22 protein-coding genes and 1 tRNA gene are annotated in these 26,111 nt (G+C 65.6%); 8 read left to right on the top strand and 15 right to left on the bottom strand.

Annotated features, from left to right (window positions below; genetic code table 11):
- A tRNA-Asn gene (locus E4487_RS19320) sits at positions 1-76 on the bottom strand.
- 207 nt (positions 77-283) lie between these two features.
- On the opposite strand from E4487_RS19320, the gene E4487_RS19315 reads away from it, so the two are divergent.
- Both E4487_RS19315 and E4487_RS19310 read left to right on the top strand, forming a co-directional pair.
- Entirely contained in the window at positions 284-2,608 is a 2,325-nt protein-coding gene (locus E4487_RS19315) for a DUF1631 domain-containing protein (RefSeq protein ID WP_037046211.1), read from the top strand.
- 9 nt (positions 2,609-2,617) lie between these two features.
- Positions 2,618-2,950, top strand: a complete 333-nt coding sequence (locus tag E4487_RS19310) for a PilZ domain-containing protein (RefSeq protein WP_037046209.1) — start codon at positions 2,618-2,620, stop codon at positions 2,948-2,950.
- 90 nt (positions 2,951-3,040) lie between these two features.
- On the opposite strand, the gene ettA is transcribed toward E4487_RS19310, so the two are convergent.
- Positions 3,041-4,708 (bottom strand): energy-dependent translational throttle protein EttA, encoded by a 1,668-nt coding sequence (gene ettA, locus E4487_RS19305; protein WP_037046207.1) that lies wholly within the window; start codon positions 4,706-4,708, stop codon positions 3,041-3,043.
- 373 nt (positions 4,709-5,081) lie between these two features.
- Between ettA and E4487_RS19300 the strand changes: the two genes are divergently transcribed.
- Together E4487_RS19300 and glyA are read left to right on the top strand one after the other, a co-directional pair.
- Complete coding sequence (locus tag E4487_RS19300; protein ID WP_081876404.1) at positions 5,082-9,302, top strand: EAL domain-containing protein; 4,221 nt, start codon at positions 5,082-5,084, stop codon at positions 9,300-9,302.
- A 120-nt stretch (positions 9,303-9,422) separates the two neighbouring features.
- Positions 9,423-10,676, top strand: coding sequence for a serine hydroxymethyltransferase (glyA, locus tag E4487_RS19295; RefSeq protein ID WP_037046202.1), 1,254 nt, complete (start codon positions 9,423-9,425; stop codon positions 10,674-10,676).
- Positions 10,677-10,745: 69 nt separating this feature from the next.
- Here the strand turns inward: glyA and E4487_RS19290 are convergent, their stop codons facing one another.
- Positions 10,746-11,252 (bottom strand): DUF3015 domain-containing protein, encoded by a 507-nt coding sequence (locus E4487_RS19290; protein ID WP_037046200.1) that lies wholly within the window; start codon positions 11,250-11,252, stop codon positions 10,746-10,748.
- A 164-nt stretch (positions 11,253-11,416) separates the two neighbouring features.
- Between E4487_RS19290 and E4487_RS19285 the strand changes: the two genes are divergently transcribed.
- Complete coding sequence (locus E4487_RS19285; protein ID WP_175254142.1) at positions 11,417-11,788, top strand: PilZ domain-containing protein; 372 nt, start codon at positions 11,417-11,419, stop codon at positions 11,786-11,788.
- A gap of 5 nt (positions 11,789-11,793) precedes the next feature.
- On the opposite strand, the gene E4487_RS19280 is transcribed toward E4487_RS19285, so the two are convergent.
- Positions 11,794-11,940 carry a hypothetical protein gene (locus E4487_RS19280; RefSeq protein ID WP_167494354.1) on the bottom strand — a complete coding sequence of 49 codons (147 nt, stop codon included), beginning with the start codon at positions 11,938-11,940 and terminating at the stop codon, positions 11,794-11,796.
- A gap of 116 nt (positions 11,941-12,056) precedes the next feature.
- A complete protein-coding gene (radA, locus tag E4487_RS19275; protein ID WP_037046196.1) occupies positions 12,057-13,415 on the bottom strand; it encodes a DNA repair protein RadA in 1,359 nt (452 codons plus the stop codon).
- A 93-nt stretch (positions 13,416-13,508) separates the two neighbouring features.
- Here radA and E4487_RS19270 point away from each other — a divergent pair, with 93 nt between their 5' ends.
- Positions 13,509-14,003, top strand: a complete 495-nt coding sequence (locus E4487_RS19270; RefSeq protein ID WP_175254141.1) for a GNAT family N-acetyltransferase — start codon at positions 13,509-13,511, stop codon at positions 14,001-14,003.
- A 15-nt stretch (positions 14,004-14,018) separates the two neighbouring features.
- On the opposite strand, the gene E4487_RS19265 is transcribed toward E4487_RS19270, so the two are convergent.
- The gene (locus E4487_RS19265; protein WP_037046191.1) at positions 14,019-14,297 is read right to left on the bottom strand and encodes a YdcH family protein; all 279 of its coding nucleotides are present in this window, start codon (positions 14,295-14,297) and stop codon (positions 14,019-14,021) included.
- Between the two features lie 79 nt (positions 14,298-14,376).
- Positions 14,377-14,619 carry a YdcH family protein gene (locus tag E4487_RS19260; RefSeq protein WP_037046189.1) on the bottom strand — a complete coding sequence of 81 codons (243 nt, stop codon included), beginning with the start codon at positions 14,617-14,619 and terminating at the stop codon, positions 14,377-14,379.
- 171 nt (positions 14,620-14,790) lie between these two features.
- Between E4487_RS19260 and E4487_RS19255 the strand changes: the two genes are divergently transcribed.
- Entirely contained in the window at positions 14,791-15,819 is a 1,029-nt protein-coding gene (locus E4487_RS19255) for a CNNM domain-containing protein (protein ID WP_152487857.1), read from the top strand.
- Here E4487_RS19255 and E4487_RS19250 read toward each other — a convergent pair whose 3' ends face one another.
- Positions 15,820-16,596, bottom strand: coding sequence for a ferredoxin--NADP reductase (locus tag E4487_RS19250; RefSeq protein ID WP_175254140.1), 777 nt, complete (start codon positions 16,594-16,596; stop codon positions 15,820-15,822).
- A gap of 68 nt (positions 16,597-16,664) precedes the next feature.
- Between E4487_RS19250 and E4487_RS19245 the strand changes: the two genes are divergently transcribed.
- The gene (locus E4487_RS19245; RefSeq protein WP_175254139.1) at positions 16,665-17,789 is read left to right on the top strand and encodes a class I SAM-dependent methyltransferase; all 1,125 of its coding nucleotides are present in this window, start codon (positions 16,665-16,667) and stop codon (positions 17,787-17,789) included.
- A 58-nt stretch (positions 17,790-17,847) separates the two neighbouring features.
- Here E4487_RS19245 and E4487_RS19240 read toward each other — a convergent pair whose 3' ends face one another.
- The 7 genes from E4487_RS19240 to cydB form a co-directional block, all read right to left on the bottom strand.
- A complete protein-coding gene (locus E4487_RS19240) occupies positions 17,848-19,167 on the bottom strand; it encodes a TldD/PmbA family protein (RefSeq protein WP_175254138.1) in 1,320 nt (439 codons plus the stop codon).
- Positions 19,167-20,609 (bottom strand): TldD/PmbA family protein, encoded by a 1,443-nt coding sequence (locus E4487_RS19235; protein ID WP_175254137.1) that lies wholly within the window; start codon positions 20,607-20,609, stop codon positions 19,167-19,169. The genes E4487_RS19240 and E4487_RS19235 overlap by 1 nt, the downstream gene beginning before the upstream one ends.
- 99 nt (positions 20,610-20,708) lie before the next feature.
- Positions 20,709-23,120: a TonB-dependent receptor gene (locus E4487_RS19230; RefSeq protein ID WP_175254136.1), complete on the bottom strand. Its 2,412-nt coding sequence runs from the start codon at positions 23,118-23,120 to the stop codon at positions 20,709-20,711.
- Between the two features lie 246 nt (positions 23,121-23,366).
- Entirely contained in the window at positions 23,367-24,284 is a 918-nt protein-coding gene (locus E4487_RS19225) for a FecR domain-containing protein (RefSeq protein WP_175254135.1), read from the bottom strand.
- The gene (locus tag E4487_RS19220; RefSeq protein ID WP_037046170.1) at positions 24,281-24,784 is read right to left on the bottom strand and encodes an RNA polymerase sigma factor; all 504 of its coding nucleotides are present in this window, start codon (positions 24,782-24,784) and stop codon (positions 24,281-24,283) included. Before E4487_RS19220 ends, E4487_RS19225 begins: the two co-directional genes overlap by 4 nt.
- A gap of 95 nt (positions 24,785-24,879) precedes the next feature.
- Positions 24,880-25,026: a DUF2474 domain-containing protein gene (locus E4487_RS19215; RefSeq protein ID WP_037046168.1), complete on the bottom strand. Its 147-nt coding sequence runs from the start codon at positions 25,024-25,026 to the stop codon at positions 24,880-24,882.
- Positions 25,027-25,103: 77 nt separating this feature from the next.
- Positions 25,104-26,111 (bottom strand): cytochrome d ubiquinol oxidase subunit II, encoded by a 1,008-nt coding sequence (gene cydB, locus E4487_RS19210; RefSeq protein ID WP_037046165.1) that lies wholly within the window; start codon positions 26,109-26,111, stop codon positions 25,104-25,106.

Here is a 26,111-nt window from a genome sequence, read left to right as displayed (position 1 = left end):
TGGCTCCGCGACCTGGACTCGAACCAGGGACCCAATGATTAACAGTCATTTGCTCTACCGACTGAGCTATCGCGGAACTACTGACATTCCAGCCTCAACCGCGTTTCGCTTTCGCGTTGCCGCTGCTGAGGCGCGCCATTTTACGTAGCAAAAATTCCCTGTCAACCCCTGCAAACTGCTTTTACGACAATGCTTTGCAGCACGGGCATGGACTACTATATGTTTCATCGAACTGCGGCACGACGCAGGACGCGCCAGACGACGACGCCAGTTAGGACAGTCCATGAGCAGCCAGGACCAGCCCCCCATTCACCCCAAGGTGGTCAGCCTCGCCAGCCGCGGCATACAGCCGCGCTTCAGCGACCTGGTGCAGGCGTGCCGCAAACTGGTGATGAATCGCCTGGCGGAGCACCTCAACGGCGTCTTCGGCCAGGTCGACGACACCCTGTTCGAGTGCGCCGAGAAGGCCGAGAACAACAAGGTGCAGACGCTGTTCTTCGACAGCATGCGCGAGATACGCCGGCAACGCCCGCAGATCGAGCGCAGCTATCACCAGCAGATCGCCACCAACTTCTCCGATTTCCTCGACGGCAAGTTGCAGAGCCAGACCGCCGCGCAACTGGACTCCGAGCACCTGGAACTGGTGCAGAACGAAGATTACGAAGAGACCCTGCAAGTCACCAACATGGTCAGCCGGGTCAAGGCCCGCTGCACGCAGCAGCTGTTCGCCCTGGAGCAGCGCCTGGCGCTGCTCAACAACGGGCAGAAGCTCGGCGAGGACAACAACCCCTTCGGCCCGCAGGCCATCGCCCAGGCCTTTCGCGAGGCACTGGCGCCCTGCCCGTTCCCGCTGCAGATCAAGACCATCCTCTACATGCTCTTCGATCGCCATGTGATGCAGAGCCTGGACTCGCTGTACGGCGCCCTCAACCAGCGCCTGATCGACGCCGGTGTGCTGCCCAACCTCAAGTACAGCGCGCAGATCAACCCGAGCGTCAGCCGCCCGGAGGCACCCAAGGCAGAAGCCCCCGCGCCGGCGCAGCCAGCCACCGGCAAACCCGGCACGGCCCCGGCGAGCGCAGAGCCCGCGTTGCTCGACCTCGATCTGAGCGCGCCGCCCCCGAGCGATCCCTCGGCGCTGTTCAGCGGCCTGTCCAGCCTGCTGGACGAACATCGCCACAGTCATCCGGATGCCCCCCTGCTCGGCGGCACACGCAGCATCGTCAGCTTCTCGCCGCGTGAGGCCAGCCGGACCTACAGCGCCAGCGAGCTGCTCGCCGCGCTCAATCGCATGCAACAGCAGTCGGCGCACGAACTGGCCCAGCGGCTGCAGAAGCCACAGGCGGTCGAGGGTCTGAAGGCCGATCTGCAACAGCAGCTGGAGTCCCACAGCAGCCTGCCCGGCGACAGCAAGGTTTCCGAGCAGGAAGCCGATGTGATCGACCTGGTCGGCATGCTGTTCGACTTCATCCTCGACGACGAGAATCTGCCGGACGCCTGCAAGACCGCGCTGTCGCACCTGCATACGCCCTACCTGAAGATCGCCCTGATGGACAAGGCGCTGTTCACCCAGCATCACCACCCGGCGCGGCGCCTGCTCAACACCATGGCCCAGGCCGGCGTGCTGTATGGCAGCGAGGGTGACGAGCGCGGCTTGCTGGCCAAGATGCAGTGGGTGGTCGAGCGCGTGATTCATGGCTTCAGCGGCGACCTGGCGCTGTTCGACGGCCTGATCGAAGAGTTCAACGAATATGTCGACACCCTGCGCCACAAGGTCGAGCTGCGTGAGCGCCGCGCGGTAGAAGCCGCCAAAGGCAGGGATCGTCTGCTCGGCGCACGCGAGCAGGCTCTGGACGTGGTGCAGCGCTGCCTGGAGCAACGTGACCTGCCGGCGATCATCCGCAACTTCCTCGAGCTGACCTGGGCCGACGTGCTGGTCTTCGTCCTGCTGCGTCATGGCGAACAGAGCGAGGAATGGCGACGTGCCAGCGAAGTGGCCGAGCAACTGGCCTGGAGCGGCACCCCGCTGGACGAGGCGGACACACAGCGCCTGCAGGAACTGCGCGTGCCCATGCTCAGCGACCTGCGCAAAGGACTGGAGTTGCTGGGTGGCTACCACGAGGATGGCATTCGTCGTCTGCTGCAGGACCTGGTCGCCTGCCAGCACGCCGTGCAGGCCAAGCAGCCGCAACTGGCCGCACAACTGAGCCCCACCCTGCCGGAAAGCCCGCTGGGCGCCATGCTCGGCGAGGATGCCGACCTGGTGCGCCAGGCGCCGTCACGCAATACGCTTTCGACACGTGCGCAGGCGCTGGCCAAGGAACTGGCGGACGTCGAGTTCGGCACCTGGTTCGAATTCGTCAGCAACGGCCAGAGCCGTGTGCTCAAACTCTCCTGGTTCAGCCCGACCACGCACAACTACATGTTCGTCGACAACAGTGGTCAGCGTGTCGCGATCAAGCCGCTCACCGTGCTGGCGAACGAAATGGAGAAGGGCCTGGCCCGCATCGTCACCCCCGAACGCGCAACACCACTGGTGGATCGCGCACTGACAGCCATCTACCGCGTGCTGCAGCGTTTCACTGGCCGCGCAGCCGAACCCCGCTGAGGAATTTCCATGGAAGAGCGTCGCCAACATAGCCGCCATGGCACCGAGATGCAGCTGGAGGTCTTCGACCTCAACAGCGGGCAGCGCCTTGGCCGTATCGTCGACCTGTCCGCGGACGGTTTCATGCTGTTCAGCGACACCCCGCATACGGCCGATGCCGTGCTGGAGTGCCGCCTGGTCTGCACCTCGGAAACCCATGGCCTGCAGGAAGTGCACCTCGGGGCGGACTGCCTGTGGAGCCGGCCGGGTGCCGACGGCCAGCATTGCTGGGCCGGCTTCCATATCATCGACCTGGCCGAGGACCAGGCCAAGGCGCTGGAAGCGCTACTGGCCAAGCTGTAGCCCCGCCCGCCTGGCGCAGATGGCCACCGCGCCCTCTGCGCCACAACGAAAAACGGAGCCCGCAGGCTCCGTTTTTCATCCACCGGACGCTTACTGCGCCAGTTTCTTGTAACGCACGCGGTGCGGCTGCGCGGCGGCGTCGCCCAGGCGCTTCTTGCGATCGGCTTCGAACTCGGTGTAGTTGCCTTCGAAGAAGTTGACCTTGGCATCGTCCTCGTAGGAGAGGATATGGGTGGCGATGCGGTCGAGGAACCAGCGATCGTGGGAAATCACGATGGCGGCGCCGGGGAAGTCCAGCAGCGCGTCTTCCAGCGCACGCAGGGTTTCCACGTCGAGGTCGTTGGACGGTTCGTCGAGCAGCAGCACGTTGCCGCCCTGCTTCAGGGTCAGGGCCATGTGCAGACGGCCACGCTCACCACCGGAGAGGTCCTTGACGAACTTCTGCTGGTCGGCGCCCTTGAAGTTGAAGCGGCCGACGTAACCACGCGACGGCACCTCGTAGTTGCCCACCTTGATCATGTCGAAGCCGTCGGAGACCTGCTCCCACACGGTCTTGTTGCCTTCGAGTGCCTCGCGGCTCTGCTCCACGCTGGCGATCTGCACGGTTTCACCGATCTCGATGTGGCCGGAGTCCGGTTGTTCCTTGCCGGTGATCATGCGCAGCAGGGTCGACTTACCGGCACCGTTGCCACCGATCACGCCGACAATGGCGCCTTTCGGGATGCTGAACGACAGGTCGTCGATCAGTACGCGGTCGCCGAACGACTTCGACACATTGACGAAGTCGATGACCTTGTCGCCCAGACGAGGACCGGCCGGGATGTAGATCTCGTTGGTCTCGCTGCGCTTCTGGAATTCCTGCGACTGCATTTCCTCGAAGCGTTGCAGACGCGCCTTGGATTTCGACTGACGCGCCTTGGCGCCCTGGCGAACCCACTCCAGTTCGGCCTTCATGGCCTTGGCGTGCGACGCCTCGGCCTTGGCTTCCTGGGCCAGACGGTTGGACTTCGATTCCAGCCAGCCGGAGTAGTTGCCCTCGTAGGGGATACCGTGGCCACGGTCGAGTTCGAGAATCCAGCCGGCGACGTTGTCGAGGAAGTAACGGTCGTGGGTGATCGCCACCACGGTGCCGGGGAAATCGTGCAGGAAGCGCTCCAGCCAGGCCACCGAGTCGGCGTCCAGGTGGTTGGTCGGTTCGTCCAGCAGCAGCATGTCGGGCGCCGACAGCAGCAGACGGCACAGCGCCACACGGCGCTTCTCGCCACCGGAGAGGTGCTCGATCTTGGCGTCCCAGGCCGGCAGACGCAGGGCGTCGGCGGCGACTTCCAGCTGGCGCTCCAGGTTATGCCCATCGGCGGCCTGCAGAATGGCTTCCAGCTTGGCCTGTTCGGCGGCCAGCGCATCGAAGTCGGCATCCGGCTCGGCATAGGCGGCGTACACCTCGTCGAGACGTGCCTGGGCCTGCTTGATCTCGCCTACTGCCTCTTCGACGATGTCGCGCACGCTCTTGGCCGGGTCCAGCTGCGGTTCCTGCGGCAGGTAACCGACCTTGATGCCGGGCATGGGACGGGCTTCGCCGTCGATCTCGGTGTCGACGCCCGCCATGATGCGCAACAGCGTCGACTTGCCGGCGCCGTTGAGGCCGAGCACACCGATCTTGGCGCCCGGGAAGAACGAGAGAGAGATGTCCTTGAGGATTTCACGCTTCGGCGGGACGACCTTGCTGACCCGATGCATGCTGTAGACGTACTGAGCCATGGAGAACCTGACTGGTGAGAATGAGAGCTGAAAAAGTGGCGCACCCGGCACGCGTGGCGAAAACGTCGTGGGGACGCTGAACGTGCGATGCGCAACCGTCGCTTGCCGTCTGCGGCCGTTTTTCGCGACCTCCGCAGCCTGACAACGTGCAGAGACCTTAGCCGCCACGGAGAGGAACGCCAAGTATGGCGCGGACAGTTCGCGCACGCGGCGCAAAGCTACCGCAATGCAGGCGACAGGGCAAACTACGCTCGTCGAGCGGAACTGGCACTTGGCCACATTTACAGGCATTCTAGCCGGCTGACGTGAGCAGAGGCCCGCTCGCGCTTGTCATAGCAGATACAACCCCGCACTGGCTGCAGGCTCATAGAACGTGTCGACTCCCTCATCCCAGCCGAACTCCCCCACGGGCGAGTCGCGTGCGCCAAGGCGTCGCGAAGCGCTGCGGCGTGCGCTGGTGGTCCTGGTGCTGGCGATTCTGGGCCTGCTGGCCTGGCAACTGGTGCAGGAGCATCGGCAACTGCTCGGCAGCCAGAAGCAGCTCAGCCTCAGTTACGGTGAACAGCTGGCCAAGCACCTGAGCCTGAGCATGCGCCTGAAGGCCCAGGCCGGGCAGGCCATGCTGCACAGCGCGGAGGACGCCAAGCACAGTGACGCCGAACTGCTCGGCACGCTGCGCAGCATTTTCCCGACCCTCAGCAGCATGGCCTGGTTCGACGCCAACGGTCAGTTGCTCAGCGACAGCTTCGCCAGTGCGAACGACCGCAGCTTCATTCGCAACCAGCTGCAGCGCAGCGCTTCGGCTGCCTACCATTTCGCCTTCAGCGCCCAGGACGGCGGCGCCCTGTACCTGCTGCTGCTGCAGGCCGACGGTAGCCATCGCGTCCTGCGCATGAGCACCAAGGCGCTGAGGAACTGGCTGCGCGAGCAACACCAGAGCGAACACGACTGGCTGCTCGAGGACCGACAGAGCCTGCGCGTCATCGCCCGGGCCGACCACCTGCAGCAGGCGGCCGGCAGCATCGCACCGGTCACCGGCGCCGAGCAGGCGCAGAGCCTCGCGCAAATTCCCCTGCCCGGCAGCGACTGGCAGCTGCGCCCGCTCTTCGATGCCGATCGCGCCAGCAACGAGCTGATGCCAGCGCTGGCCGGCAAGTTCCTGCTGTTCGTCCTGTGCTCGTTGCTGACGCTCCTCGCCCTCTACGGCCTGCAACGCGAGCAGCGCCGCCTGCAGCGCCTGAACAGTGAATCGCGGCGCTCGCTGCATCGCGCCGCCAGTGCGCTAGGGGCAGTCGAAGAACGCATTCTCGTGACCCAGTCCGATGGCAAGCTGCGCTACCTCAACCCGCAGGCCGAGGCGTTGTTCGGCCTCAGCAGCGAGGCCGCCTGGGACCTGCACCTGCTCGACCTGCTGCCCGACCTCGATCCGTTGCTGCTCAACAGCCCGCAGCTGGCCGGCGACCCCGGCCCCGAGCTGGTCCGGGTGGAGCGCCAGGGCAGCGCCCGCCTGTTCGCCGTGACCCGCAGCGACATCGGCAACGCCGGGCCAAGGGGTGGCTACGTCTGGGTACTGCGCGACGTGACCGACGAGCAGCAGGCGATGCGCGTGCTGCAGGAGACCCGCAGGCGCTATCAGGACATCTTCGACGGCACCGGGGTCGCCCTCTGCGTGCTCGACCTCTCCGGCCTGCGCAGCCTGCTGCTGCAGAACAAGCTGCGCGATGCCGCCGGCCTCCAGCGCTGGCTGAAAGCCGATGCCCAGCACCACACGCTACTGCTGGATCAGCTGCGCATCACCGAGGCCAATCAGGTGGCGCTCAACCTGCTCGGCGTCAAATCCATCGATCAGGCCTGGCATCAGCTGATCGACAGCGGCCCGATCAGGCCGGACGACCTGCGCTACCGGCTGGCGGTCGCCGTGCTCGAAGGTCCCAACCTGGTAGAGCTGGAGACCCAGCTGGTCACCGCGCAGGGCCTGCAGCGCCATGTCTGGCTGGTCCTGCGCCTGCCGGAGATGATCCAGGACTACCAGGCCGTGACGCTGAGTATCAGCGACATCACCAGCCGCAAGCGCATCGAGCTGTCGCTGATCGAGCGCGAGCGCTTCTGGTCCGAGGTGGTACGTTCGGTACCCGACCTGCTCTACGTACATGACATGCAGAACCGCCAGGTGCTGTTCAGCAACCACAGCCTCGGCCTGCAACTCGGCTACAGCAAGGCCGAGCTGCGCAGCATGCGCGAGGATTTCTGGGAGCAGGTGCTGCACCCGGACGACAGCGACTACTACTGGCGTATCCGCAACCTGCAGAAAGTGGTCGGCGACGGCCTGCTGCTCGAGTCGGTGCTGCGCTGGCGCCACCGCGACGGCCAGTGGCGCTGGTTCAGCATCCGCGAGCAGGCCCTGGCGCGCGATGAGCGGGGCCGGGTAAGCCGCCTGATCGGCGTCGCCAAGGACATCACCGAACAGATCGAACGCAACCAGTCGCTGCGCGACAGCGAGCAGCGCTATCGCCTGCTGGCAGAAAGCATCAGCGACGTGATCTTCTCCACCGACAGCAGCCTGGCGCTGAACTACGTCAGCCCCTCTGTCGAGCCGGTGCTGGGCTACTCCGTCAACTGGGTCATGGCCAACGGTTTCGCCAACATGGCCGCCAACCCGCAGCAACTGGTCGGCCTCAACCACCTGCTCGAACGCATTCGCGATGCACTCGGCGAACGCGATCGCCTCAACCGCCTGCGCGACGAACTGCCGGACCAGCTGTTCGTGTTCGACTGCCTGCGCGCCGACGGCCACAAGATCCCGGTGGAGCTGCGCCTGGTGCTGATGTGGGACGAGAACGGTCGCTTCGAGGGCATCCTCGGCGTGGGCCGCGACATCAGCCAGCAGCGCCGCGCGGAAAAGGACCTGCGCATGGCGGCGACGGTCTTCGAACACTCCACTGCCGCGATCCTGGTGACCGACCCGGCCGGCTACATCGTTCAGGTCAACAAGGCGTTCAGCCGGGTCAGCGGCTATTCCGCCGGCCAGGTGCTCGACCAGTTGCCCGGCATGCTCACCGCCGATCGCCAGCAGGCGACGCACATGCAGTACATCCTCGGCCAGCTCAACCAGCGCGGCAGCTGGGAGGGCGAGGTCTGGCTCAAGCGCAAGGGCGGCGAGAACTTCCCGGCCTGGGTCGGCATCACCGCGGTGCACGACGAGGAAGGCGACCTCGTCAGCTACGTGTGCTTCTTCAGCGACATCAGCGAGCGCAAGGCCAGCGAGCAGCGTATCCACCGCCTGGCCTACTACGACGCCCTCACCCACCTGCCCAACCGCACGCTGTTCCAGGACCGGCTGCACAGCGCCCTGCAACATGCCGAACGGCATGACGAGTGGGTGGTGCTGATGTTCCTCGACCTCGATCGCTTCAAGCCGATCAACGATTCGCTGGGCCACGCGGCCGGCGACCGTATGCTCAAGGACGTGGCCGTGCGCCTGTCGGCCTGCGTCGACGGCGACGACACCGTCGCGCGCATGGGCGGCGACGAATTCACCCTGCTGCTGCAACCGCGCGCCACCCGTGAAGGTGCACTGAACCGCGCCATCCATGTCGCCGAACAGATTCTCGCCAGCCTGGCACGCCCCTTCGTGCTCGAAGGACGCGAGTTCTTCGTCACGGCCAGCATCGGCATCGCCCTCGCCCCGCAGGACGGTGACGAGCTGAGCCAGCTGATGAAGAACGCCGACACCGCCATGTACCACGCCAAGGAACGTGGCAAGAACAACTTCCAGTTCTACCAGGCCGACATGAACGCCAGCGCCCTGGAGCGCCTGGAGCTGGAGAGCGACCTGCGCCATGCCCAGGAACAGGGCCAGTTCGTCCTGCACTACCAGCCACAGTTCTCCGGCGACGGCCGCCGCCTGACCGGCGTCGAGGCCCTGCTGCGCTGGAACCACCCGAGCCGTGGCCTGGTACCGCCGGACGATTTCATCCCGGTGCTGGAAGAACTCGGGCTGGTGGTACAGGTCGGCGAATGGGTCCTGGAAGAAGCCTGCCGCCAGCTCAGGGCCTGGCACGACGAGAAGATCCGCATCCCCAAGGTCTCGGTCAACCTCTCCGCCCGTCAGTTCGCCGAAGGCGACCTGAGCGCGCGCATCGCCGCCATCATCGAACGCACCGGGCTGCCGCCAGCCTGCCTGGAGGTCGAGCTGACCGAGAGCATCCTGATGCACGACGTGACCAGCGCCATGCAGACGCTGCACGAGCTCAAGCGCCTGGGCCTGTGCATCGCGGTGGATGACTTCGGCACCGGCTACAGCTCGCTCAACTACCTCAAGCAGTTCCCCATCGACGTGCTGAAGATCGACCGCAGCTTCGTCGACGGCCTGCCGGAGGGCGAGCAGGACGCGCAGATCGCTCGCGCCATCATTGCCATGGCCCACAGCCTGAACATGATGGTGATTGCCGAAGGCGTGGAGAGCCAGGCGCAACTGGACTTCCTGCGCGAGCACGGCTGCGACGAGGTGCAGGGCTACCTGCTCGGGCGGCCGGTGCAGGCCCAGCAGTTCAGCGCCCGGTTCAACGCTGCCGAGCTGTTCATGCTCATCTGAACGACGCGCATGAGGGCCACTTGTCTGCCTCATGACCGACCTTCATATGCCTGAATGCGACCTTTGCGGTAGAATCCGCCCCTTAATTTCTTCCGCCCAACTGGTTTTCAGGGGATTGCCATGTTCAGCCGTGATTTGAATCTCGCTCGTTTTGACGCCGAACTCTTTGCCGCGATGGAGCAGGAAGCTCAGCGCCAGGAAGAGCACATCGAGCTGATCGCCTCGGAAAACTACACCAGCCCGGCAGTGATGGAAGCCCAGGGCAGCGTGCTGACCAACAAGTACGCCGAAGGCTACCCGGGCAAGCGTTACTACGGTGGCTGCGAGTACGTCGACGTGGTCGAGCAGCTGGCCATCGACCGCGCCAAGGAGCTGTTCGGCGCCGACTACGCCAACGTCCAGCCGCACTCCGGCAGCCAGGCCAACAGCGCCGTGTACATGGCCCTGCTCAACGCCGGCGACACCGTGCTGGGCATGAGCCTGGCCCACGGCGGCCACCTGACCCACGGCGCCAGCGTCAGCTTCTCCGGCAAGATCTACAACGCCGTGCAGTACGGCATCAACGACCAGGGCCTGATCGACTACGACGAAGTCGAGCGCCTGGCCGTCGAGCACAAGCCGAAGATGATCATCGCCGGCTTCAGCGCCTACTCGCAGGTACTGGACTTCCCGCGCTTCCGCGCCATCGCCGACAAGGTCGGTGCCTACCTGTTCGTCGACATGGCCCACGTCGCCGGCCTGGTCGCCGCCGGCCTGTACCCGAACCCGGTGCCGTTCGCCGACGTGGTCACCACCACCACCCACAAGACCCTGCGCGGTCCGCGCGGTGGCCTGATCCTGGCGCGCAAGAACGAAGAGCTGGAGAAGAAGTTCAACTCCGCCGTTTTCCCGGGCGGCCAGGGCGGCCCGCTGGAGCACGTTATCGCCGCCAAGGCCGTGTGCTTCAAGGAAGCGCTGCAGCCCGAGTTCAAGGCCTACCAGGCCCAGGTGATCAAGAACGCCCAGAGCATGGCTCAGGTGTTCATCGAAAACGGCTACGACGTGGTTTCCGGCGGCACCGAGAACCACCTGTTCCTGCTGTCGCTGATCAAGCAGGACATCACAGGCAAGGACGCGGACGCCGCCCTGGGCCGCGCCTACATCACCGTGAACAAGAACAGCGTGCCGAACGACCCTCGCTCGCCGTTCGTCACCTCCGGCCTGCGTATCGGCACCCCGGCCGTGACCACTCGCGGCTTCAAGGAAGACGAGTGCCGCCAGCTGGCAGGCTGGATCTGCGAAGTGCTGGCCAACATCGGCAACGATGAAGTCGAAGGCCGCGTGCGCGAGCAGGTCAAGGCCCTGTGCGCCCGCTTCCCGGTCTACGGCAACTGAGGCTCAGCCTGAAATGAAGAAGCCCGCCGATCGGCGGGCTTCTTTTTGCCTGGGATCCGACGCAGCACGTCAGGCCGGTTGTTTCACATAGCGCGCCAGCTGGGCGTCGCGGCTCATCACGTCGAGGGTGGCGGCCAGTACCTGCTCGCTGGTGGCGTCGGCCTGGCTGAAGATGCTGCCGAAATTGTCGTGGGTGACCTTGGCGAAGTGTGCACGGTCCTTGGCCTCCACACCCAGCAGGGTGGCGTAGGCATCCAGCGCCTCGCCCTCACCGACCGCCATGTCTTCGGCGATGGAGTCGAGCATGCCGTTCATCGCCAGCATGGAGCGACCGTTGTAGCCCAGCGCACCGCTGGTGTCGCAGCCGTTGGTACCGGAGGTCATGCCAAAGGTGGCATTGCCCGAGGTGCCGTTGGTAGTGGTAGCCAGGAAGTGCGGCGCCATGCCGCGCTGCCCTTCGAACAACATGTTGCCCCAGCCGCAGCCATTGCCACCGGCTGCGTCGGCGAATGCGCCAACACTGGCCATACTCAACAGGCCAAAGACCAAACCCTTGCCCAGCAGTCGCTTGCTCATATCTATCGCTCCGCAATATCGAGTAGTAAAAACCGCATAAGGAGCTTTGGCGACACTTGCCCACCTGTCAAACTGATGTGTATCTGTCGTGAGCCACGACGTGGCGCACATCACACGACCAACAGCCTTGACTATAGTGATGTAAACACCTCAGGAGCATGGGCATGAGTGAACCAGCCAATGAGCGTCGGCGCTTCCAGCGCATCGCCTTCGACGCTCCCACCGTAATCGCCCAGGGTGAGCGGCAATGGAAGGCAGCGCTGCACGACATCTCACTCAAAGGCCTGCTGATCAGGACGCCGCGCGATTGGAGCGGTGACCCGGATCAGCCGTTCGAGGCGCTGGTGGAACTGGGCGGCGAGGCCCGGGTGAAGATGGAGGTGGTGCTGACCCGGACGCAGCCTTACTACCTCGGCTTCGTCTGCCGCCATATCGACCTCGAATCCATCAGCCACCTGCGCCGCCTGGTCGAACTCAACCTTGGCGATGAAGAGCTGCTGGAGCGCGAACTGGCGGCACTGGGCGAAGATGACTGAGCCGATCAGTGACGCAGGCAGGCAGCCTCGGCCTGCTCGCGGCGCTGACGTCGCGCCTGGAGACGCTGTGCCTCGCGGCGAGCATCGCGCGACTCGACAGCCTTGGCGTCGAAGTTGAAAGCACGGGAAAAGAAGTCGAAGAACAGGAACATGAGGGTGTCTCCTTGGTTGGATACACCCTCATGCTGCGCGTAGATAGCCTGCTACCTATTGATCCCGGTCAATTCCGCCCGGAGCCCCCTCGCGGCAGAACGCCGCAGCCCCGAAGCTACTCGAACAACGCATCCAGCGCCTGCTCCAGGCGCGTCACCGCGATGATCTGCAATCCTGCCGGAGCTTCCTTCGGCGCATTGCCCTTGGGCACGATGGCGCGCTTGAAGCCATGCTTGGCCGCTTCCTTGAGGCGCTCCTGGCCACTGGGCACCGGGCGGATCTCGCCGGACAGGCCGATCTCGCCGAACACCAGCAGGTCATGCTGCAGCGGGCGGTTGCGCAGGCTGGAGATGACCGCCGCCATCAGCGCCAGATCCGACGCCGTTTCCAGCACCTTCACCCCGCCGACCACGTTGAGGAACACGTCCTGGTCGTAGGTGGGGATGCCGCCATGGCGATGCAGCACGGCCAGGAGCATCGCCAGGCGATTCTGGTCCAGGCCCAGGGTGACACGGCGCGGGTTGCCCAGGTGGCTGGTGTCGACCAGCGCCTGCACCTCCACCAGCATCGGCCGCGAGCCCTCCCAGGTGGCCATCACCACGCTACCGGGCACCGCCTCCTGGGCACGGGTGAGGAAGATCGCCGAGGGGTTGGAGACTTCCTTTAGGCCCTTGTCGGTCATACCGAACACGCCCAGTTCATTCACCGCGCCGAAGCGGTTCTTCACCGCGCGCAGCAGGCGCAGGCGCCCGTCGGACTCGCCCTCGAAATACAGCACGGTATCGACCATGTGCTCCAGCACCCGCGGGCCGGCCAGCGCGCCCTCCTTGGTGACGTGGCCGACCAGGAAGATCGCCGTGCCGCTCTGCTTGGCGAAGCGCACCAGCAGCGCGGCGCTCTCGCGTACCTGGGCGACGCCGCCCGGCGCGGACTGCAGCTGCTCGGTGAAGATGGTCTGGATCGAGTCGATCACCATGACCTTGGGCTTTTCCTGACGGGCGGTGGCGATGATCGACTCGATGCAGGTCTCGGTCATCACCTTGAGCTTGTCCTGCGGCAGGTCCAGGCGCCGGGCGCGCATGGCCACCTGCTGCTGCGACTCCTCGCCGGTGACGTACAGGGCCGGGAAACGCTGGGCGACATTGCACAGGGTCTGCAGCAGGATGGTCGACTTGCCGATGCCCGGATCACCGCCGATCAGCACCACCGAGCCATCCACCAGGCCGCCGCCCAGCACCCGGTCCAGCTCACTGGAGGCGGTGGAGAAACGCGGAATCTCCTCGACGCTGACCTCGGCCAGGGTCTTGATGTTGGCCTTGTCACCCGCCCAGCCGCTGCGCCCACTGGGCGTGGCGCCCTCGACCACGGTTTCCACCAGGGTGTTCCAGGCGCCGCACTCGCCACACTGCCCCGCCCACTTCGGGAAGGTGGCGCCGCACTCGGTGCAGCCGTACATGCGTTTTGCCTTGGCCATGGGGTAGTCGTCCTGCCTGTTCAACGAAGGCTGGAACGATACCGAACAACTGGATAAATTTACAGACCAGGTCTATTTCACGCGGATACGCTCATGCAGATCGAACTGCTGCCCACCAGCGCCGAACAGCTTCCGCTACTCGCCAACCTGTACCAGTTCTATGCCTACGAAAGCTCCGACTGGGAGCAGGAGGACGTGGAAACCGACGGACGCTTCTACATCCACGAGCCGCACCTGCAACGCTACTGGCAGGATGCCGGCTGGAGCGCACAGCTGGTTCTCGCCGACGGCTTCATCGCCGGCTTCGTGCTGATCGAGCGCAGCGAGCTACCCGGCATCGACGCCCCGGAGTTCGCCGACCTGTTCATTCTGAAGAAGTACCGCCGTCAGGGCATCGGTCGTGCGCTGGTGCAGCAGCTGATGGGCGATGGCCAGCCCTGGCTGCTGCGCTACTACTGCCAGGACAAACTGGCCCGGTCCTTCTGGCAACGACTGCTGAGCGAGTGGCCCAGCCCCGCGCGGGCGATCTGGACGGAGGATGAAGCGGACGGGCTGCTCACCTACCTGATCAACCCGCCGGTGCATTGAGACCTGGGCCGGGGCTCAGTCCTTGCAACCGTTGCCGCAACCGCAGCACTGCCCGCTGGCACGCTTGAGCTGCCGAGCCAGTTCATCCTTGAGCGCGACGCGGTTGAGCTTGAGCGCCTGCAGGGAGACGTCGTCGAGCAACTCGATGCCGTCTTCGATCCGGCAGATGCGCTTGTCCAGCACCTCGTACTCCTCGGCCTGCCTGGCGAAGAGCGCATCGCCCTGGCGCAGGCGCTGCAGGGCGTCGCGGTGCTCGGGGAAATCATGGATCAGAGGGTGATGATCGACGTGCATGGTGCAGCTCCTGGCTAAGGTGTTGATCGCAGCCTAGCCCGCCGTCGTCGCCCCACCCTTGACCCTGATCAAGCCCCCATCAGGTAGCCCCGTGCAGCAGGTCCGCGATCTCGTCCTTGAGGCCGACGCGCTGCAGCTTGAGCCCCTGCAGCATCAGATCATCGGCGACCGAACGGCCGTCCTCTATCTCGTAGATGCGCTTGTCCAGTGCCTCGTACTCCTCCGCCAGCCTGGCGAAGCGCGCGTCGCTCTGCATCAGCTTGCGCAACGCATCGTGCTGCTGCGGAAATTCTCGGTTGAGCGGGTGATGTTCAAGCGGCATGGAGGAACCTCCCGGAGATCGTCCTATTCAGCCTAGTCGAAGCTGCGCCAGGCGTAGCCCCGCCACACGAGCGCAGCAGGTATCGAGAGGAAATGAAATGTTGCAGCTTGCGCGCATTGCGCAGCCTGTTTTCCGTTAAATTGGCAGGCCCTTGGTTACCAACACCCCTACATGACACTCCTGATAGCGTTCGCTGTCCTCTCCATCCTGGTTTCGTTCATCTGTTCCATCCTCGAAGCCGCGCTGCTCTCCCTCACGCCCAGCTACATCGCTCAGCAGAAGCTCGAACGACCGCGCCTGTATGAACGCCTGAAGGCGCTCAAGGACAAGATCGACCAGCCGCTGGCGGCCATTCTCACGCTGAACACCGTTGCCCACACGGTCGGCGCCACGGGCGTCGGCGCGCAGGTGACCATTGTCTTCGGCGATGGCTACCTGGGTGCCGCCTCGGCGATCATGACCCTGCTGATCCTGGTGCTCTCGGAAATCCTGCCGAAGACCATCGGTGCACGCTACTGGCGTACCTTCGCGCCCTTCCTGCCCGGTCTGCTGCAGGCGATGATCCTGCTGCTCAAGCCGTTCATCTTCATGTCCGACCTGATCATGCGCCTGTTCGGCGGCAAGGAGCCGGAGCATGACGTGCGCCAGGAGATCAAGGCCCTGACCCTGCTCGGCCGCGAAGTGGGCTCGCTCGACGAGGACGAGCAGCGTGTGATCGGCAACATTCTCGACCTGCACGAGATTCGCCTGCGCGACATCATGACCCCGCGCATCGTCTGCGAATCGGCCGCGCCGGACGAGTCTATCGCCGCGTTCAAGGCCCGCGCCCGGTTGAGCCAGTTCTCCCGTTACCCGGTGATCGGCGAGGACGAGTCGCCGCTGGGCGTGGTGTTTCGCTACGACGCCCTGACCGCCGAGGATGATTCGGCCGCGCTGACCAGCATCATGAAACCGCTGAAGGTGGTGCCGGAAAGCATGAACGCCGAGAACCTGATGACCCAGCTGATGCAGGAGCGTCAGCACATGTGCCTGGTGTACGACGAGTTCGGCAGCTGGCGCGGCCTGGTGACGCTGGAAGACATCATGGAAACCATCATCGGCAAGCCGATCCTCGACGAGACCGACGACATCCCCAACATGCGCCGCTTCGCCAAGCGCCGCTGGGAGCATCGCATCAAGGCGATCCGCGAAGAAGACTGATCACCAGTAGTTCTCCACCGCCACCTGGCCCGGACGCCGGGTCAGGCTCAGGTTCAGGCCACGGGCCTTCAGGCGCTGGCGGATATCGTCGATCATCTGCGGGTTGCCGCAGATCATCACCCGCGAGTCCTCGGGCGTCAGCTGCAGGCCCGCCGCACACTCCAGTTCGCCGTTGTCGAGCAGTTCGGTGATGCGCGCCGCCAGGCAACCCGCCGCCGACTCGCGTGTCACCACCGGCAGGTAGGTGAGCTTGTGTGCGAACTCGGCCAGGTGCTCCAGGCCGGCGAATCCCGTGATCATCGACTGGTAGGCCAGCTCGGCGCGGGTGCGCGCGCTGTACACCAGCACGATGCGTTCAAAACGCTGCCACACCTCGAAGTCCTGGAGAATCGACAGGAACGGCGCGATGCCGGTGCCGCTGCCCAGCAGCCAAAGGTCGCGGCCGTCGACGAAACGGTCCAGCGTCAGGTAGCCGGTGGCCTGCCTTTCCACCAGCAGGCTGTCGCCAGCGCGCAGACGGCTCAGCTCGCTGGTGAACTCGCCCCCCGGCACCACGATGGAGAAGAACTCGAGGAACTCGTCGTGTGGCGCGGATACCAGCGAGTAGGCGCGCCAGACCTGCGTGCCATCGGCCTTCTCCACGCCGAGACGCACGAACTGCCCGGCGCGAAAGCGGAAGCCGGCAGCGCGCGTGGTGCGCAGGGTAAACAGACTCGGCGTCAGGCCCTGCACGTCCAGCAGTGTCTGACGGGTGAACTTGTCTTCGCTGACGGTCATAATCGCCTCCTCATCGAATACCCGCCCAGTCTGGCGCAATCGGCCGACGACAAACACCGAAGGTTTGCATGCCTACTCTCGATACTCCCTTCGCCAGCCTCGACCTGCTGCGCCAGCCGCACCAGCCGAACGAGCCGCTGCAAGCCTTCGACGCCGCCGACGAGTACCTGCTCAATCATCTGCATGAGCAGGGCATCCAGGCAGACACCCGGGTGCTGCTGCTCAACGACAGCTTCGGCGCCCTGGCCTGCTCGCTGGCGAGCCACTGCCAGGTGACCAGCAGCAGCGACTCGCACCTGGGCTTTCTCGCCCTGACCAGGAACCTCGCCAGCAATGGCCTCAGCGCGGACGCGGTGAACTTCGTTCCGGCCAGCTCCAGCGCGCAAGGCCCGTTCGACTGGGTGCTGATCCGCGTGCCCAAGACCCTGGCCCTGCTCGAGGAACAGCTGATTCGCCTGCATGGTCAGCTGGCCCCCGGCGCGCGGGTGGTCGCCGGCGCCATGGTCAAGCACCTGCCACGTGCCGCTGGCGATCTGCTGGAGAGATACCTGGGCCCGGTGCAGGCCTCACTGGCGGTGAAGAAGGCGCGCCTGCTGCAGGTGAGCGTCGCAGACAAAGGCGCAGCGAGCTCGCCCTACCCGACACGCTACCGCCTGGACACCCCCGCGCTGGAGCTGGTCAACCACGCCAACCTGTTCTGCCGCGAAGGCCTGGATATCGGCACCCGGGCGTTCCTCCCGCATCTGCCGCAGCACGTCGATGCGCGCCGGGTCGCCGATCTCGGTTGCGGCAACGGCGTGCTCGGCATCGCCTATGCCCTGAACAATCCGCAGGCCGAACTGACGCTGGTGGACGAGTCGTACATGGCCGTGCAATCGGCGCAGGAAAACTGGCGCGCGGCGCTGGGGGAACGGCCGGTGACCATCCGTGCGGGCGACGGCCTGGCCGAGCAGCCGGCCGACTCGCTGGACCTGGTGCTGTGCAACCCGCCCTTCCATCAGCAGCAGGTGGTCGGCGACTTCCTCGCCTGGCGCATGTTCCAGCAGGCCCGCGCCGCGCTGGTAACGGGCGGCGAACTGTGGATCGTCGGCAACCGTCATCTTGGCTATCACGCCAAGCTCAAGCGCCTGTTCCGTGGCGTCGAGCAAGTCGCGGCCACGCCGAAGTTCGTCGTGCTCAAGGCCAGCAAGTAAGCGCCGCGCAGCCCGACGCTCTCCGTAGCCCGAATACCATCCGGGGCACGCGCAAGCTCTACAAGGTCAGGGTGAAGCGCGACAGCAAGGCACCGGGCAGCGCCATGGAGCCGGTCTGGCGGGCGCCGTAGGTGCCTCCGGGCAGCAGCAGCTCGGGCGTTCGGCTCAGCGCCTCCAGATGCTCGCCGAAGAAGCTGAACAGCGAGTCGTCGAAGCGCATGGTACTGACCGGGGCCTGGATCTCGCCGTCCTCGACCCAGAAGGTGGCGAAGCGGGTCATGCCGGTCAGGCGCCCGGCCGGCAGGTCGGAGAAGTTGCAGTACCACAGGTTGCCGATGTACAGACCGCTACCCAGGCGCGCCAGCACCTCGCCTTCCTCCAGTTCGCCGCCGTGCACGCGCAGCGACAAGGGGTATTCGCCGCTGCACGCGCCGTTGGCGGTCAGGCCGTATTCGGCGGCGCTGCGCGAGCTGACCAGGCGCTCGCCGGGTTGCCCGGCACGGATCAGCGTCAAGGCCTGCCGCGGCCCTTCGCGGGTGAACGCCGGCGCCAGGCCGCCCTCGATACGCTCATCCATGCTCAACATGGGGCTGAGCGCGGCCTTGGCGCTGAACAGGCGCTGCAGCGGGCTGCCACCTGAGGCCAGCGCCTGCGCACCGAAGCCCCAGCAGAATAGGCCGAACAGCTCCTCCAGCGCCGCCGGGCTCAGGTAGGCGCGATAGTCACCCGGCGCCAGCGCCCGCAGCGGTCGCCCGAGGTAGGCCAGTTGCTGGCGCGCGCCATGCAGCTTGCCGGCGAAGACCTCGGCATCCCAGCGCTCGCCGGCGTAGGTGCTTTTAACCGCCTGCGCGTTGCCGTGGAACAGACTGAACTCGAGATTGAAGCTGCTTGCCACGTGCCAGCCAAAGGCCCCCCAGGAGCTGGCGAAGCCCTGATACTGCGGCCCGGCGGCGAGAAAGCCGACCAGGTCCAGACCCTGCGCCAGCTCGCTGATCTGCACAGCCATGGCAGCGGCATCCTGCGGCGCGACCGCGTCGCTCGATTCGCTGCGCCAGGCCTCGCGGTTCAGGCGCAGATAGGGATCGTCAGGCAGGCCCGGCAGGATGGCGCGCAACTGCTGCACAGCCTGCTGCAGCAACGGCAGGTCGGCCTCCCGCTCGCCACTGAGCGCCAGCTTGCTCTCGGCATGGCGCAGGCCCCGGTACAGCGCCAGGGTGACGTACACCTGGCGTACCGTACCGGCCTGGCGCACACGGCCCTGATTGAAACGAATGAAGGCCGAGTCCTCGGCGTTGTAGCCAAGGGTGAAGCCTTCTTCACCGGCCAACTGCTCCTGCAGGAAGGCGAGCAGCCCGTTGAAATGCTCACGCGCGCGCATCAGGCCGCCCCTCCGAACACATCGATGTCAGCGAATACGCAGGCCGGCGAGGCATGGCCGACGCGAATCACCTGATTGGGCTCGCCCTTGCCACAGTAGGGCGTGCCCAGCACCTCGAAGGTACTGGCATCGCCCACCGCCCGCAGGTTGCGCCAGAACTGCGCGCTGATGCCACGATAGTTGGGGTTCTTCACCACGCCCTTGAGCTCACCGTTCTCGATCAGCTGGCCCCACTCGCAGCCGAACTGGAACTTGTTGCGCGCGTCGTCGATGGACCAGGAGCGGTTGTTGCTCATCAGGATGCCCCGCTCGATGCCACCGATCAGCGCGTTCAGGCGCTTGTCGCCCGGCTCCAGATTGAGATTGGCCATGCGATCGATCGGCGGACGGTTCCAGCTGCAGGCGCGGCTGTTGGCGACGCCCGGCAGGCCACTGCGCCACTGCGACAGCGCGCCGCCGAGGGGGCGCTGGAGAATGCCGTCGCGGATCAGCAGCTCGCGCCTGGCGGGCGTGCCGTCATCATCGAAGTCGTAGCTGGCCAGCTCGCCGGGGACGTCCGGAGTGAAGCTGACATTGAGCAGCGGCGAGCCGTAGCGGTAGTGACCGAAGTCCTCCCGGCGGATGAAGCTGGTGCCGGCGAAGTTGCGCTCGTCGCCGAGGATGCGGTCCAGTTCCAGCGGATGGCCGATGGATTCATGGATCTGCAGGATCATCTGGTCCGGCAGCAGCAACAGGTCGCGCGCACCGCTGGGTGTGTTCGGTGCCAGCAGCAATTGCAGCGCCTCGTCGGCGATGCGCGCGGCGCTGCCGGGCACCCCCAGTTGCCCGAGCACTTCGGCGCCGCCCTGGCGCGCCAGGTGGGTGCCGCCGAAGCTGCGGCTCTGGCTGTCGTTGCCGTCGCTGGCGGTCACGCCCACCTGCGGGAACACGTAGCGCTGAGCACGGCGCAGGCAGGCCCCTGCACTGTTGAGGTAGATCTGCTGGTGATCGGTGAAGACCAGGCCCAGGTGGCTGTCCACCAGCCGGCTGTCCTGCGGGATGCCCGCTGCCTCGCTGAGCAGCCAGTCGAACCAGTGCGCCGGTTGCGCCTGCGACTGTGCGTAGCCCGGCATGACGTCATCGGCCAGCGCCTGCGGCACCGGCTGCGCCTGCACGTCCAGCAGGTGCTGGCCGGCCAGGGCGCGGGCAATCGCCTCGGCCCGCTCCAGCGCGTCCTGCAGGCCGCACTGACTGATGTCGCTGGTCGCCGCATAGGCCTCGACGCCCGCGATGCGCACCGTGAGCATGGCGCCGCCGTCCAGCGAGAATGACGGTGCCTGCGCCACGCGCCGGCGTACCCAGTAGGATTCCCGGCCTTCCTGAACATGACGCAGCGCCCAGAAGTCAGCCGTGGATTTCAGCGCGGCAAAGCGCCGTTGCAGGGTGTCGCTGAGGGCGAACATCGGGCCTCCCGGAAGAATCGGTAGAGGCTGGCAGTATGGGAACAAGCGCCCGCCATGAGCAACTGCCGGCGCGTGCTGGCAGCGGGCGCGAAGCGAGCCTCAGAAATCGACCGTGGCCGAGACCTTGAAGGTCCGTGGCGCTCCCTGCGTCAGGTAGCCGCCATTGGCCGAAGCCCAGTAGTTCTCGTCGGCGACGTTCTCCACCACAGCGTTGAGCATCAGCGCGCGGTCGTCCAGCCGGGTCTTGTAGCGTGCGCCCAGGTCGACACGCGTCCAGGCAGGAATGCTGTAGTCGTTGGCAGCGTCGACATACTGGCCTCCGGTGCGCAGCAGCAAGCCATTGAAACTCAGCCCCGGCACGCCCGGCACATCCCAGTCGGCACCGACATTGAACTGGAATTCGGGTACGCCGACTGCCTGGTTGCCATCGTTGTCGCCACCTGCCGTGCCGCGCAGCTCGGCCTCCGTCCAGGTCACGCCGCCAAGCAGACGCAGGCCACGCACGGGCTCACCGAACAGGCTCAGCTCGACGCCACGGTTACGCTGCTCGGCATCCACCCCATAGTTGCCATTGCCGTCGATCACGCCTTGCGGCTGCTCGATACGGAAAACACTGAGGTTGCCGCCGAAGCGGCCCCAGTCGAGCTTCGCCCCTGCCTCGGTCTGCCTGGAGCGGTAAGGCGCGAACATCTGGCCTCGGTTGTTCGCCGCACTGGGTGCGGTCGGCCCTTGCTGCAGCGACTCCACGCGGTTGGCATAGAGGGAAAGGTAGTCGGTGGCCTTGAACACCAGGCCATAGGCCGGCGTGGTGATGCTGTCCTGATAGTTGGAGGTGCGCGCACCACTGGCTGCACTCCAGGCATCGGCACCGATGCTCTGGCGGCGCAGGCCCAGGGTCAGCAGCACACGATCGTCGATGAAACCCAGGGTATCGGACAGCGCCAGACTCCTGTTCTGCACCTTGGCGGTGGTATCCGGGTCGTGCAGGTCACCGGATGGCGCATTGGCCGTCGGCACGGCCACGGGCGAACCGTCGTACAGATTGCCCGTGACACGATTGGTCGCACTGGTCGACTCGAAGGCGTTGCGCTTTTCCTGCCAGATGCCGTTGGCCGCCAGGTTGATCCTGTGGCTGACCGGCCCGCTCAGCAGCTCGCCACGCAGCCCCGTGGCCAGGCTCAGGGTTTCCTGGTCCAGCGGCGAATAGAGGCGGCCGATACGCGCGGCGCCATCAGCGCCGTACACATAGTTGGAGGCGTACACGCCGTTCTCCCGCGTGTACTTGCCACCACCGATCAGGTAGGCGGTCCACGACGGCGACAGGTCGTACTCGGCGCTGAACATGGCGTAGCTGTCCTCCAGCTGCGACCAGCTCCAGGGCTGCGCGTAGTTGTGCCTGGAGTCCGGCGCGGACGGCACCTTGCCGTTGAGGGTACTGGTGACGCTGCTGTTGGAGGTGGTGGTCAGGTACACCACCGAACGCCCCTGATTGACGCGCTGCTTCTGATAGCCGAGGTCGGCCGCCAGGCGCAGGCGCTCGCCGCGATAATCCAGGCCCAGCGTGGCCAGACTGAAGCGCGACTGCTCGTGATCGATACCACTCTCGCCCTCGCGCTGGGCCAGGTTCAGGCGCACACCGAAGCGCTTGTCCTCACCGAAACGACGGCCCAGATCGAGGTGCCCGCCGACCCGGCTGGCGTTGGCGTAATCCAGGGTGAAGCGGCGGGTCGGGGTGTCCTCGGCGCGTTTGGAGACCACGTTGATCGCCCCGCCCACGCCACTGCCACCCGGCGCCACGCCGTTGATGAAGGCGTTGGCGCCCTTGAACACCTCGACGCGCTCGACCGATTCGGTGGAGATGATCTGCCGCGGCAGGATGCCGTACAGGCCGTTGAAGGCGATGTCGTCGCTGTACAGCTGGAAGCCACGTACGACGAAGACCTGGGAGAAGTTGCCGAAACCGTAGGACTGGCGCACGCCCGGGTCGCTGGCCAGCACGTCGGCCAGGGTCTGCGCCTGGCGCGTCTCGATCAGCTCGGAGGTGTAGCTGACAAAGGCGAACGGCGTGTCCTGCATGTCCTGGTTACCCAGCAGCCCGAGATTGCCGCCACGCGCCACCTGACCACCGGCGTAGGTGCTCGGCAAGTCAGCACGCGCAGCGAGCTGCGCACTGACCGTGGCGGCATCCAGCTCCAGCACGTCCGCACCCTGTGCCGCGGGCACCAGAGTGACGGTGCCATCGGCGCCCACCTTGAAGCTCAGGCCGCTGCCGCGCAGCAGACGCTGCAGCCCCTCGTCGACCGGGTAATCGCCCTTGAGCGCCACGCTCGTCGCCACCTCGCGGGTCAGGCTGGCGTCGTAGAGCAGGCGCACGCCGGCCTGCTCGGCAAAATCGGTCAGCGCCGAATCCAGCGCCTGGGCTGGAATGTCCAGTTCCACGGCCTGGGCCTGGATGGTGGCGAAGCCGAGAGAAAGCGCGATCAAGCTCGGGAGGAAGGGAATCGAACGCATGCGGATATCCTGTGTGCTGCTGTCTTTTATGCGAAGAAGTCGCATTTGCAAGAGCAGAAGACGAAGCTGTCAGGCATTCCTGAACCGGTGCCGTGATTTTTTTGCAAAAGATCCGGGGCAAAGGCACCAGCATCGAGACCACGGTGGACAAGAAAGCGCTGTCCGCCCTGTGTGTAGCCCGGATGAAATCCGGGGATCGGGTCCAGCCCCGTGGCCGGGGCTTCAGTCGCGACCGGACGATCTCGATCAGTCGTCGGACGACACCAGCAGCACGCCAGGCAAACGGGTCAGCTTCACCGGCAGGGTCGTTTCGATGGCACGCAGCACCGCCTGTGGGTCGTGCAGGGCGAATACCCCGGTGACCTTCAGCTCACGTGCCTTGTCGTCGAGAAACAGCACGTGCTGCGCCTGCTGCCGCGACAACTCGCTGAACACCTCGCTCAGTGGCCGATCACGAAACACCAGACGCCCGCGTTGCCAGGCCAGCGAGCGGGCAGCATCCAGCGCCTGCACCACCTGCAACCTCCCGGCCTGCCAGGCAATCTGTTCACCGGCCTGCACCGCCCTCTCGTGACCCTGCTCATCGCGAACCTGCACCTGGCCTTCGGTGACGGCCAGCAGCACCTGATCATCGAGCATGTTGACGTCGAAGCGTGTTCCGGTCACACGGATGTGCGCCTGGCCGGCATCGATCACGAAGGGGTGCCGGGCATCGGCGGCGACGTGAAAATCGGCCTGACCACGATACATCCGCACATGCCGCAGGCCACCCGCATCGGCATCCCAGTCCAGCGCCGTGGCGCCGTTGAGTTGCAGCTGCGAGCCGTCGCTGAGCTGCACGCTGCGGATCTCTCCTGCGGCGCTGCGCACATCCGCATGCCAGCCAGGCGGGGCCAGCCAGAACGCCAGCAACAGACAGGCCGCCGTGGCCAACGGCACGGACCAGCGTCGGGTGCGGCGCGGCACAGACGGTGACACAGCAGGCGCTCGCTCGACCTGGCCCAGCAGTGCCCACAGCCGCTCCACCTCGGCCAGGGCAGCGGCATGCCGTGGGCTGGCCCGGCGCCAGCGTTCGGCAGCGGCGCACTCGGCCTCGCTGGCGTTGCCGGAGTTGAGCAGCACTAGCCACTCACGAGCCTGGCGCCGCAGATCCTGATCAGTCAAGGCGATTCATCCATGCGTTCCTGGCAGTACTCGAGAGCCTTGAGGATATAGCGCCCGGCCATGCTTTCCGAGACGCCGAGACGCTCACCGATCTCGCGCTGGGTCAGCCCGTCGAGGCGATTCCACAGCAGCGCCTGCCGCAGATGCTCGGGCAGCTCCTGCATGAGGCCTTGCAGGCGGGCCAGGCGCCGGCTGTCCTCGGTCGCCCGCTCAGGCTCGGGCACGTCGCTTTCCAGCGTCTCGTCGATAGGCGCCCATTGCGGGCGGACCAGTTGCTGGCGATGGTGATCGATCAGCAGATTACGCGCGACCCGATAGAGAAAGGCGCGCACGTTGCCGATCTCCTCGGCGCGCCGCCCCTGCAGGCGCAGCCAGGTTTCCTGGCGCAGATCAGCGGCCAGTTCGCTGCAGCGCGTCTGGCGAACGAAGAAGCGCAACAGCTCCCCGGAGTGACGCCGGAACAACTCTTCCGAAGAGGATGGATCGCGAGGCGGGGACACGGAGAAGGCTCGGCACCGGGAAAGACCGGAAAGTATTACACATGAAAATGATTTTCAAATGTATCGACGCTGAGCCGACCGCAGGCGCCTGCATCTCAGCCCGGCGTGCCCAGCCCTGCCGCGCTCATGAACAGGCGCAGCAGCCAGGCCACCACGCCGAGGGCAGTGACGCTGCAGGCCCAGATCAGCACCAGCCAGCCCAGGCGCTGCCATAGCGGCTTCTTCTCTTCGACTTCGGTCATATCGCCTCTCTCGCCCCCCGATTCAACGCGCCACCCGCCGGAGCCCGCTGCCAGCGCAGCAGGCTTCGCGCAGATTCTCAGTGGTAGCCATCGTCCACCGTGACCTTGCCGCGGAACACGTAGTAGCTCCAGGCGGTGTACATGAGGATGAAGGGAATGATGAACAGCGCCCCCACCAGCATGAAGCCCTGGCTCTGCGGCGGTGCAGCGGCCTGCCAGATGCTGATCGACGGTGGAATGACGTTCGGCCACAGGCTGATGCCCAGGCCGCTGTAGCCGAGGAAGATCAGCACCAGGGTGAGCACGAACGGCGAATAGTGCGCGTTGTCGGCCACCGCCTTGAGCAGCGCCCAGGTGCACAGCAGCACCAGCACCGGTACCGGCATGAACCAGAACAGGTTGGGCAGGCTGAACCAGCGTTCGGCGATGGGCGCATGGGCGAACGGCGTCCACAGGCTGACGATGGCCGTCACGCCGAGCAACACCAGCACCAGCGGTCGTGCCATGTCGTGCATCTGCTGCTGCAGGCGGCCTTCGGTCTTCATGATCAGCCAGGTGCAGCCGAGCAGCGCGTAGGCCGCGATCAGGGCCAGCCCGCAGAACACCGAGAACGGCGTCAGCCAGTCGAAGGCGCCACCGGCGAAGGTGCGGTCGACCACTTCGAAACCGTCGATATAGGCGCCCAGCGCCACGCCCTGGCAGAAGGTCGCGGTCAGCGAGCCGCCGATAAAGGCCTTGTCCCACAGATGCCGCTTGGCGGCCTTGGCCTTGAAGCGGAACTCGAAGGCCACACCGCGGAAGATCAGCCCCAGCAGCATCAGGATCAGCGGCAGGTAGAGCGCATCCAGCACCACCGCATAGGCCAGCGGGAAGGCGCCGAACAGCGCCGCGCCACCGAGCACCAGCCAGGTCTCGTTGCCGTCCCAGACCGGCGCGACGGTGTTCATCATCACGTCGCGCTCGCCGTCGTCACGGACGAAGGGGAAGAGGATGCCGATGCCGAGGTCGAAGCCATCCATCACCACGTACATCATCACACCGAAGGCGATGATCACCGCCCAGATCAGCGGAAGGTCGATACCCAT

The sequence above is a fragment of the Pseudomonas sp. BMW13 genome (assembly GCF_013357275.1).
GTDB classification, from domain to species: Bacteria; Pseudomonadota; Gammaproteobacteria; order Pseudomonadales; family Pseudomonadaceae; genus Aquipseudomonas; species Aquipseudomonas khazarica.
Note: the sequence above shows the minus strand (reverse complement) of the source record. Positions and strands in the feature narration are given on the sequence as shown.

Excerpts from the sequence above, each read along its gene's own strand:
- radA (WP_037046196.1), bottom strand. The coding sequence starts at position 13,415 with ATGGCCAAGGCAAAACGCATGTACGGCTGCACCGAGTGCGGCGCCACC.
- E4487_RS19245 (WP_175254139.1), top strand. The coding sequence starts at position 16,665 with ATGCCTACTCTCGATACTCCCTTCGCCAGCCTCGACCTGCTGCGCCAG.
- E4487_RS19250 (WP_175254140.1), bottom strand. The coding sequence starts at position 16,596 with ATGACCGTCAGCGAAGACAAGTTCACCCGTCAGACACTGCTGGACGTG.
- E4487_RS19240 (WP_175254138.1), bottom strand. The coding sequence starts at position 19,167 with ATGCGCGCGCGTGAGCATTTCAACGGGCTGCTCGCCTTCCTGCAGGAG.
- E4487_RS19230 (WP_175254136.1), bottom strand. The coding sequence starts at position 23,120 with ATGCGTTCGATTCCCTTCCTCCCGAGCTTGATCGCGCTTTCTCTCGGC.
- E4487_RS19290 (WP_037046200.1), bottom strand. The coding sequence starts at position 11,252 with ATGAGCAAGCGACTGCTGGGCAAGGGTTTGGTCTTTGGCCTGTTGAGT.
- E4487_RS19270 (WP_175254141.1), top strand. The coding sequence starts at position 13,509 with ATGCAGATCGAACTGCTGCCCACCAGCGCCGAACAGCTTCCGCTACTC.
- E4487_RS19285 (WP_175254142.1), top strand. The coding sequence starts at position 11,417 with ATGAGTGAACCAGCCAATGAGCGTCGGCGCTTCCAGCGCATCGCCTTC.
- E4487_RS19235 (WP_175254137.1), bottom strand. The coding sequence starts at position 20,609 with ATGTTCGCCCTCAGCGACACCCTGCAACGGCGCTTTGCCGCGCTGAAA.
- E4487_RS19255 (WP_152487857.1), top strand. The coding sequence starts at position 14,791 with ATGACACTCCTGATAGCGTTCGCTGTCCTCTCCATCCTGGTTTCGTTC.
- E4487_RS19280 (WP_167494354.1), bottom strand. The coding sequence starts at position 11,940 with ATGTTCCTGTTCTTCGACTTCTTTTCCCGTGCTTTCAACTTCGACGCC.
- cydB (WP_037046165.1), bottom strand. The coding sequence starts at position 26,111 with ATGGGTATCGACCTTCCGCTGATCTGGGCGGTGATCATCGCCTTCGGT.
- ettA (WP_037046207.1), bottom strand. The coding sequence starts at position 4,708 with ATGGCTCAGTACGTCTACAGCATGCATCGGGTCAGCAAGGTCGTCCCG.
- glyA (WP_037046202.1), top strand. The coding sequence starts at position 9,423 with ATGTTCAGCCGTGATTTGAATCTCGCTCGTTTTGACGCCGAACTCTTT.
- E4487_RS19315 (WP_037046211.1), top strand. The coding sequence starts at position 284 with ATGAGCAGCCAGGACCAGCCCCCCATTCACCCCAAGGTGGTCAGCCTC.
- E4487_RS19215 (WP_037046168.1), bottom strand. The coding sequence starts at position 25,026 with ATGACCGAAGTCGAAGAGAAGAAGCCGCTATGGCAGCGCCTGGGCTGG.
- E4487_RS19260 (WP_037046189.1), bottom strand. The coding sequence starts at position 14,619 with ATGCCGCTTGAACATCACCCGCTCAACCGAGAATTTCCGCAGCAGCAC.
- E4487_RS19310 (WP_037046209.1), top strand. The coding sequence starts at position 2,618 with ATGGAAGAGCGTCGCCAACATAGCCGCCATGGCACCGAGATGCAGCTG.
- E4487_RS19265 (WP_037046191.1), bottom strand. The coding sequence starts at position 14,297 with ATGCACGTCGATCATCACCCTCTGATCCATGATTTCCCCGAGCACCGC.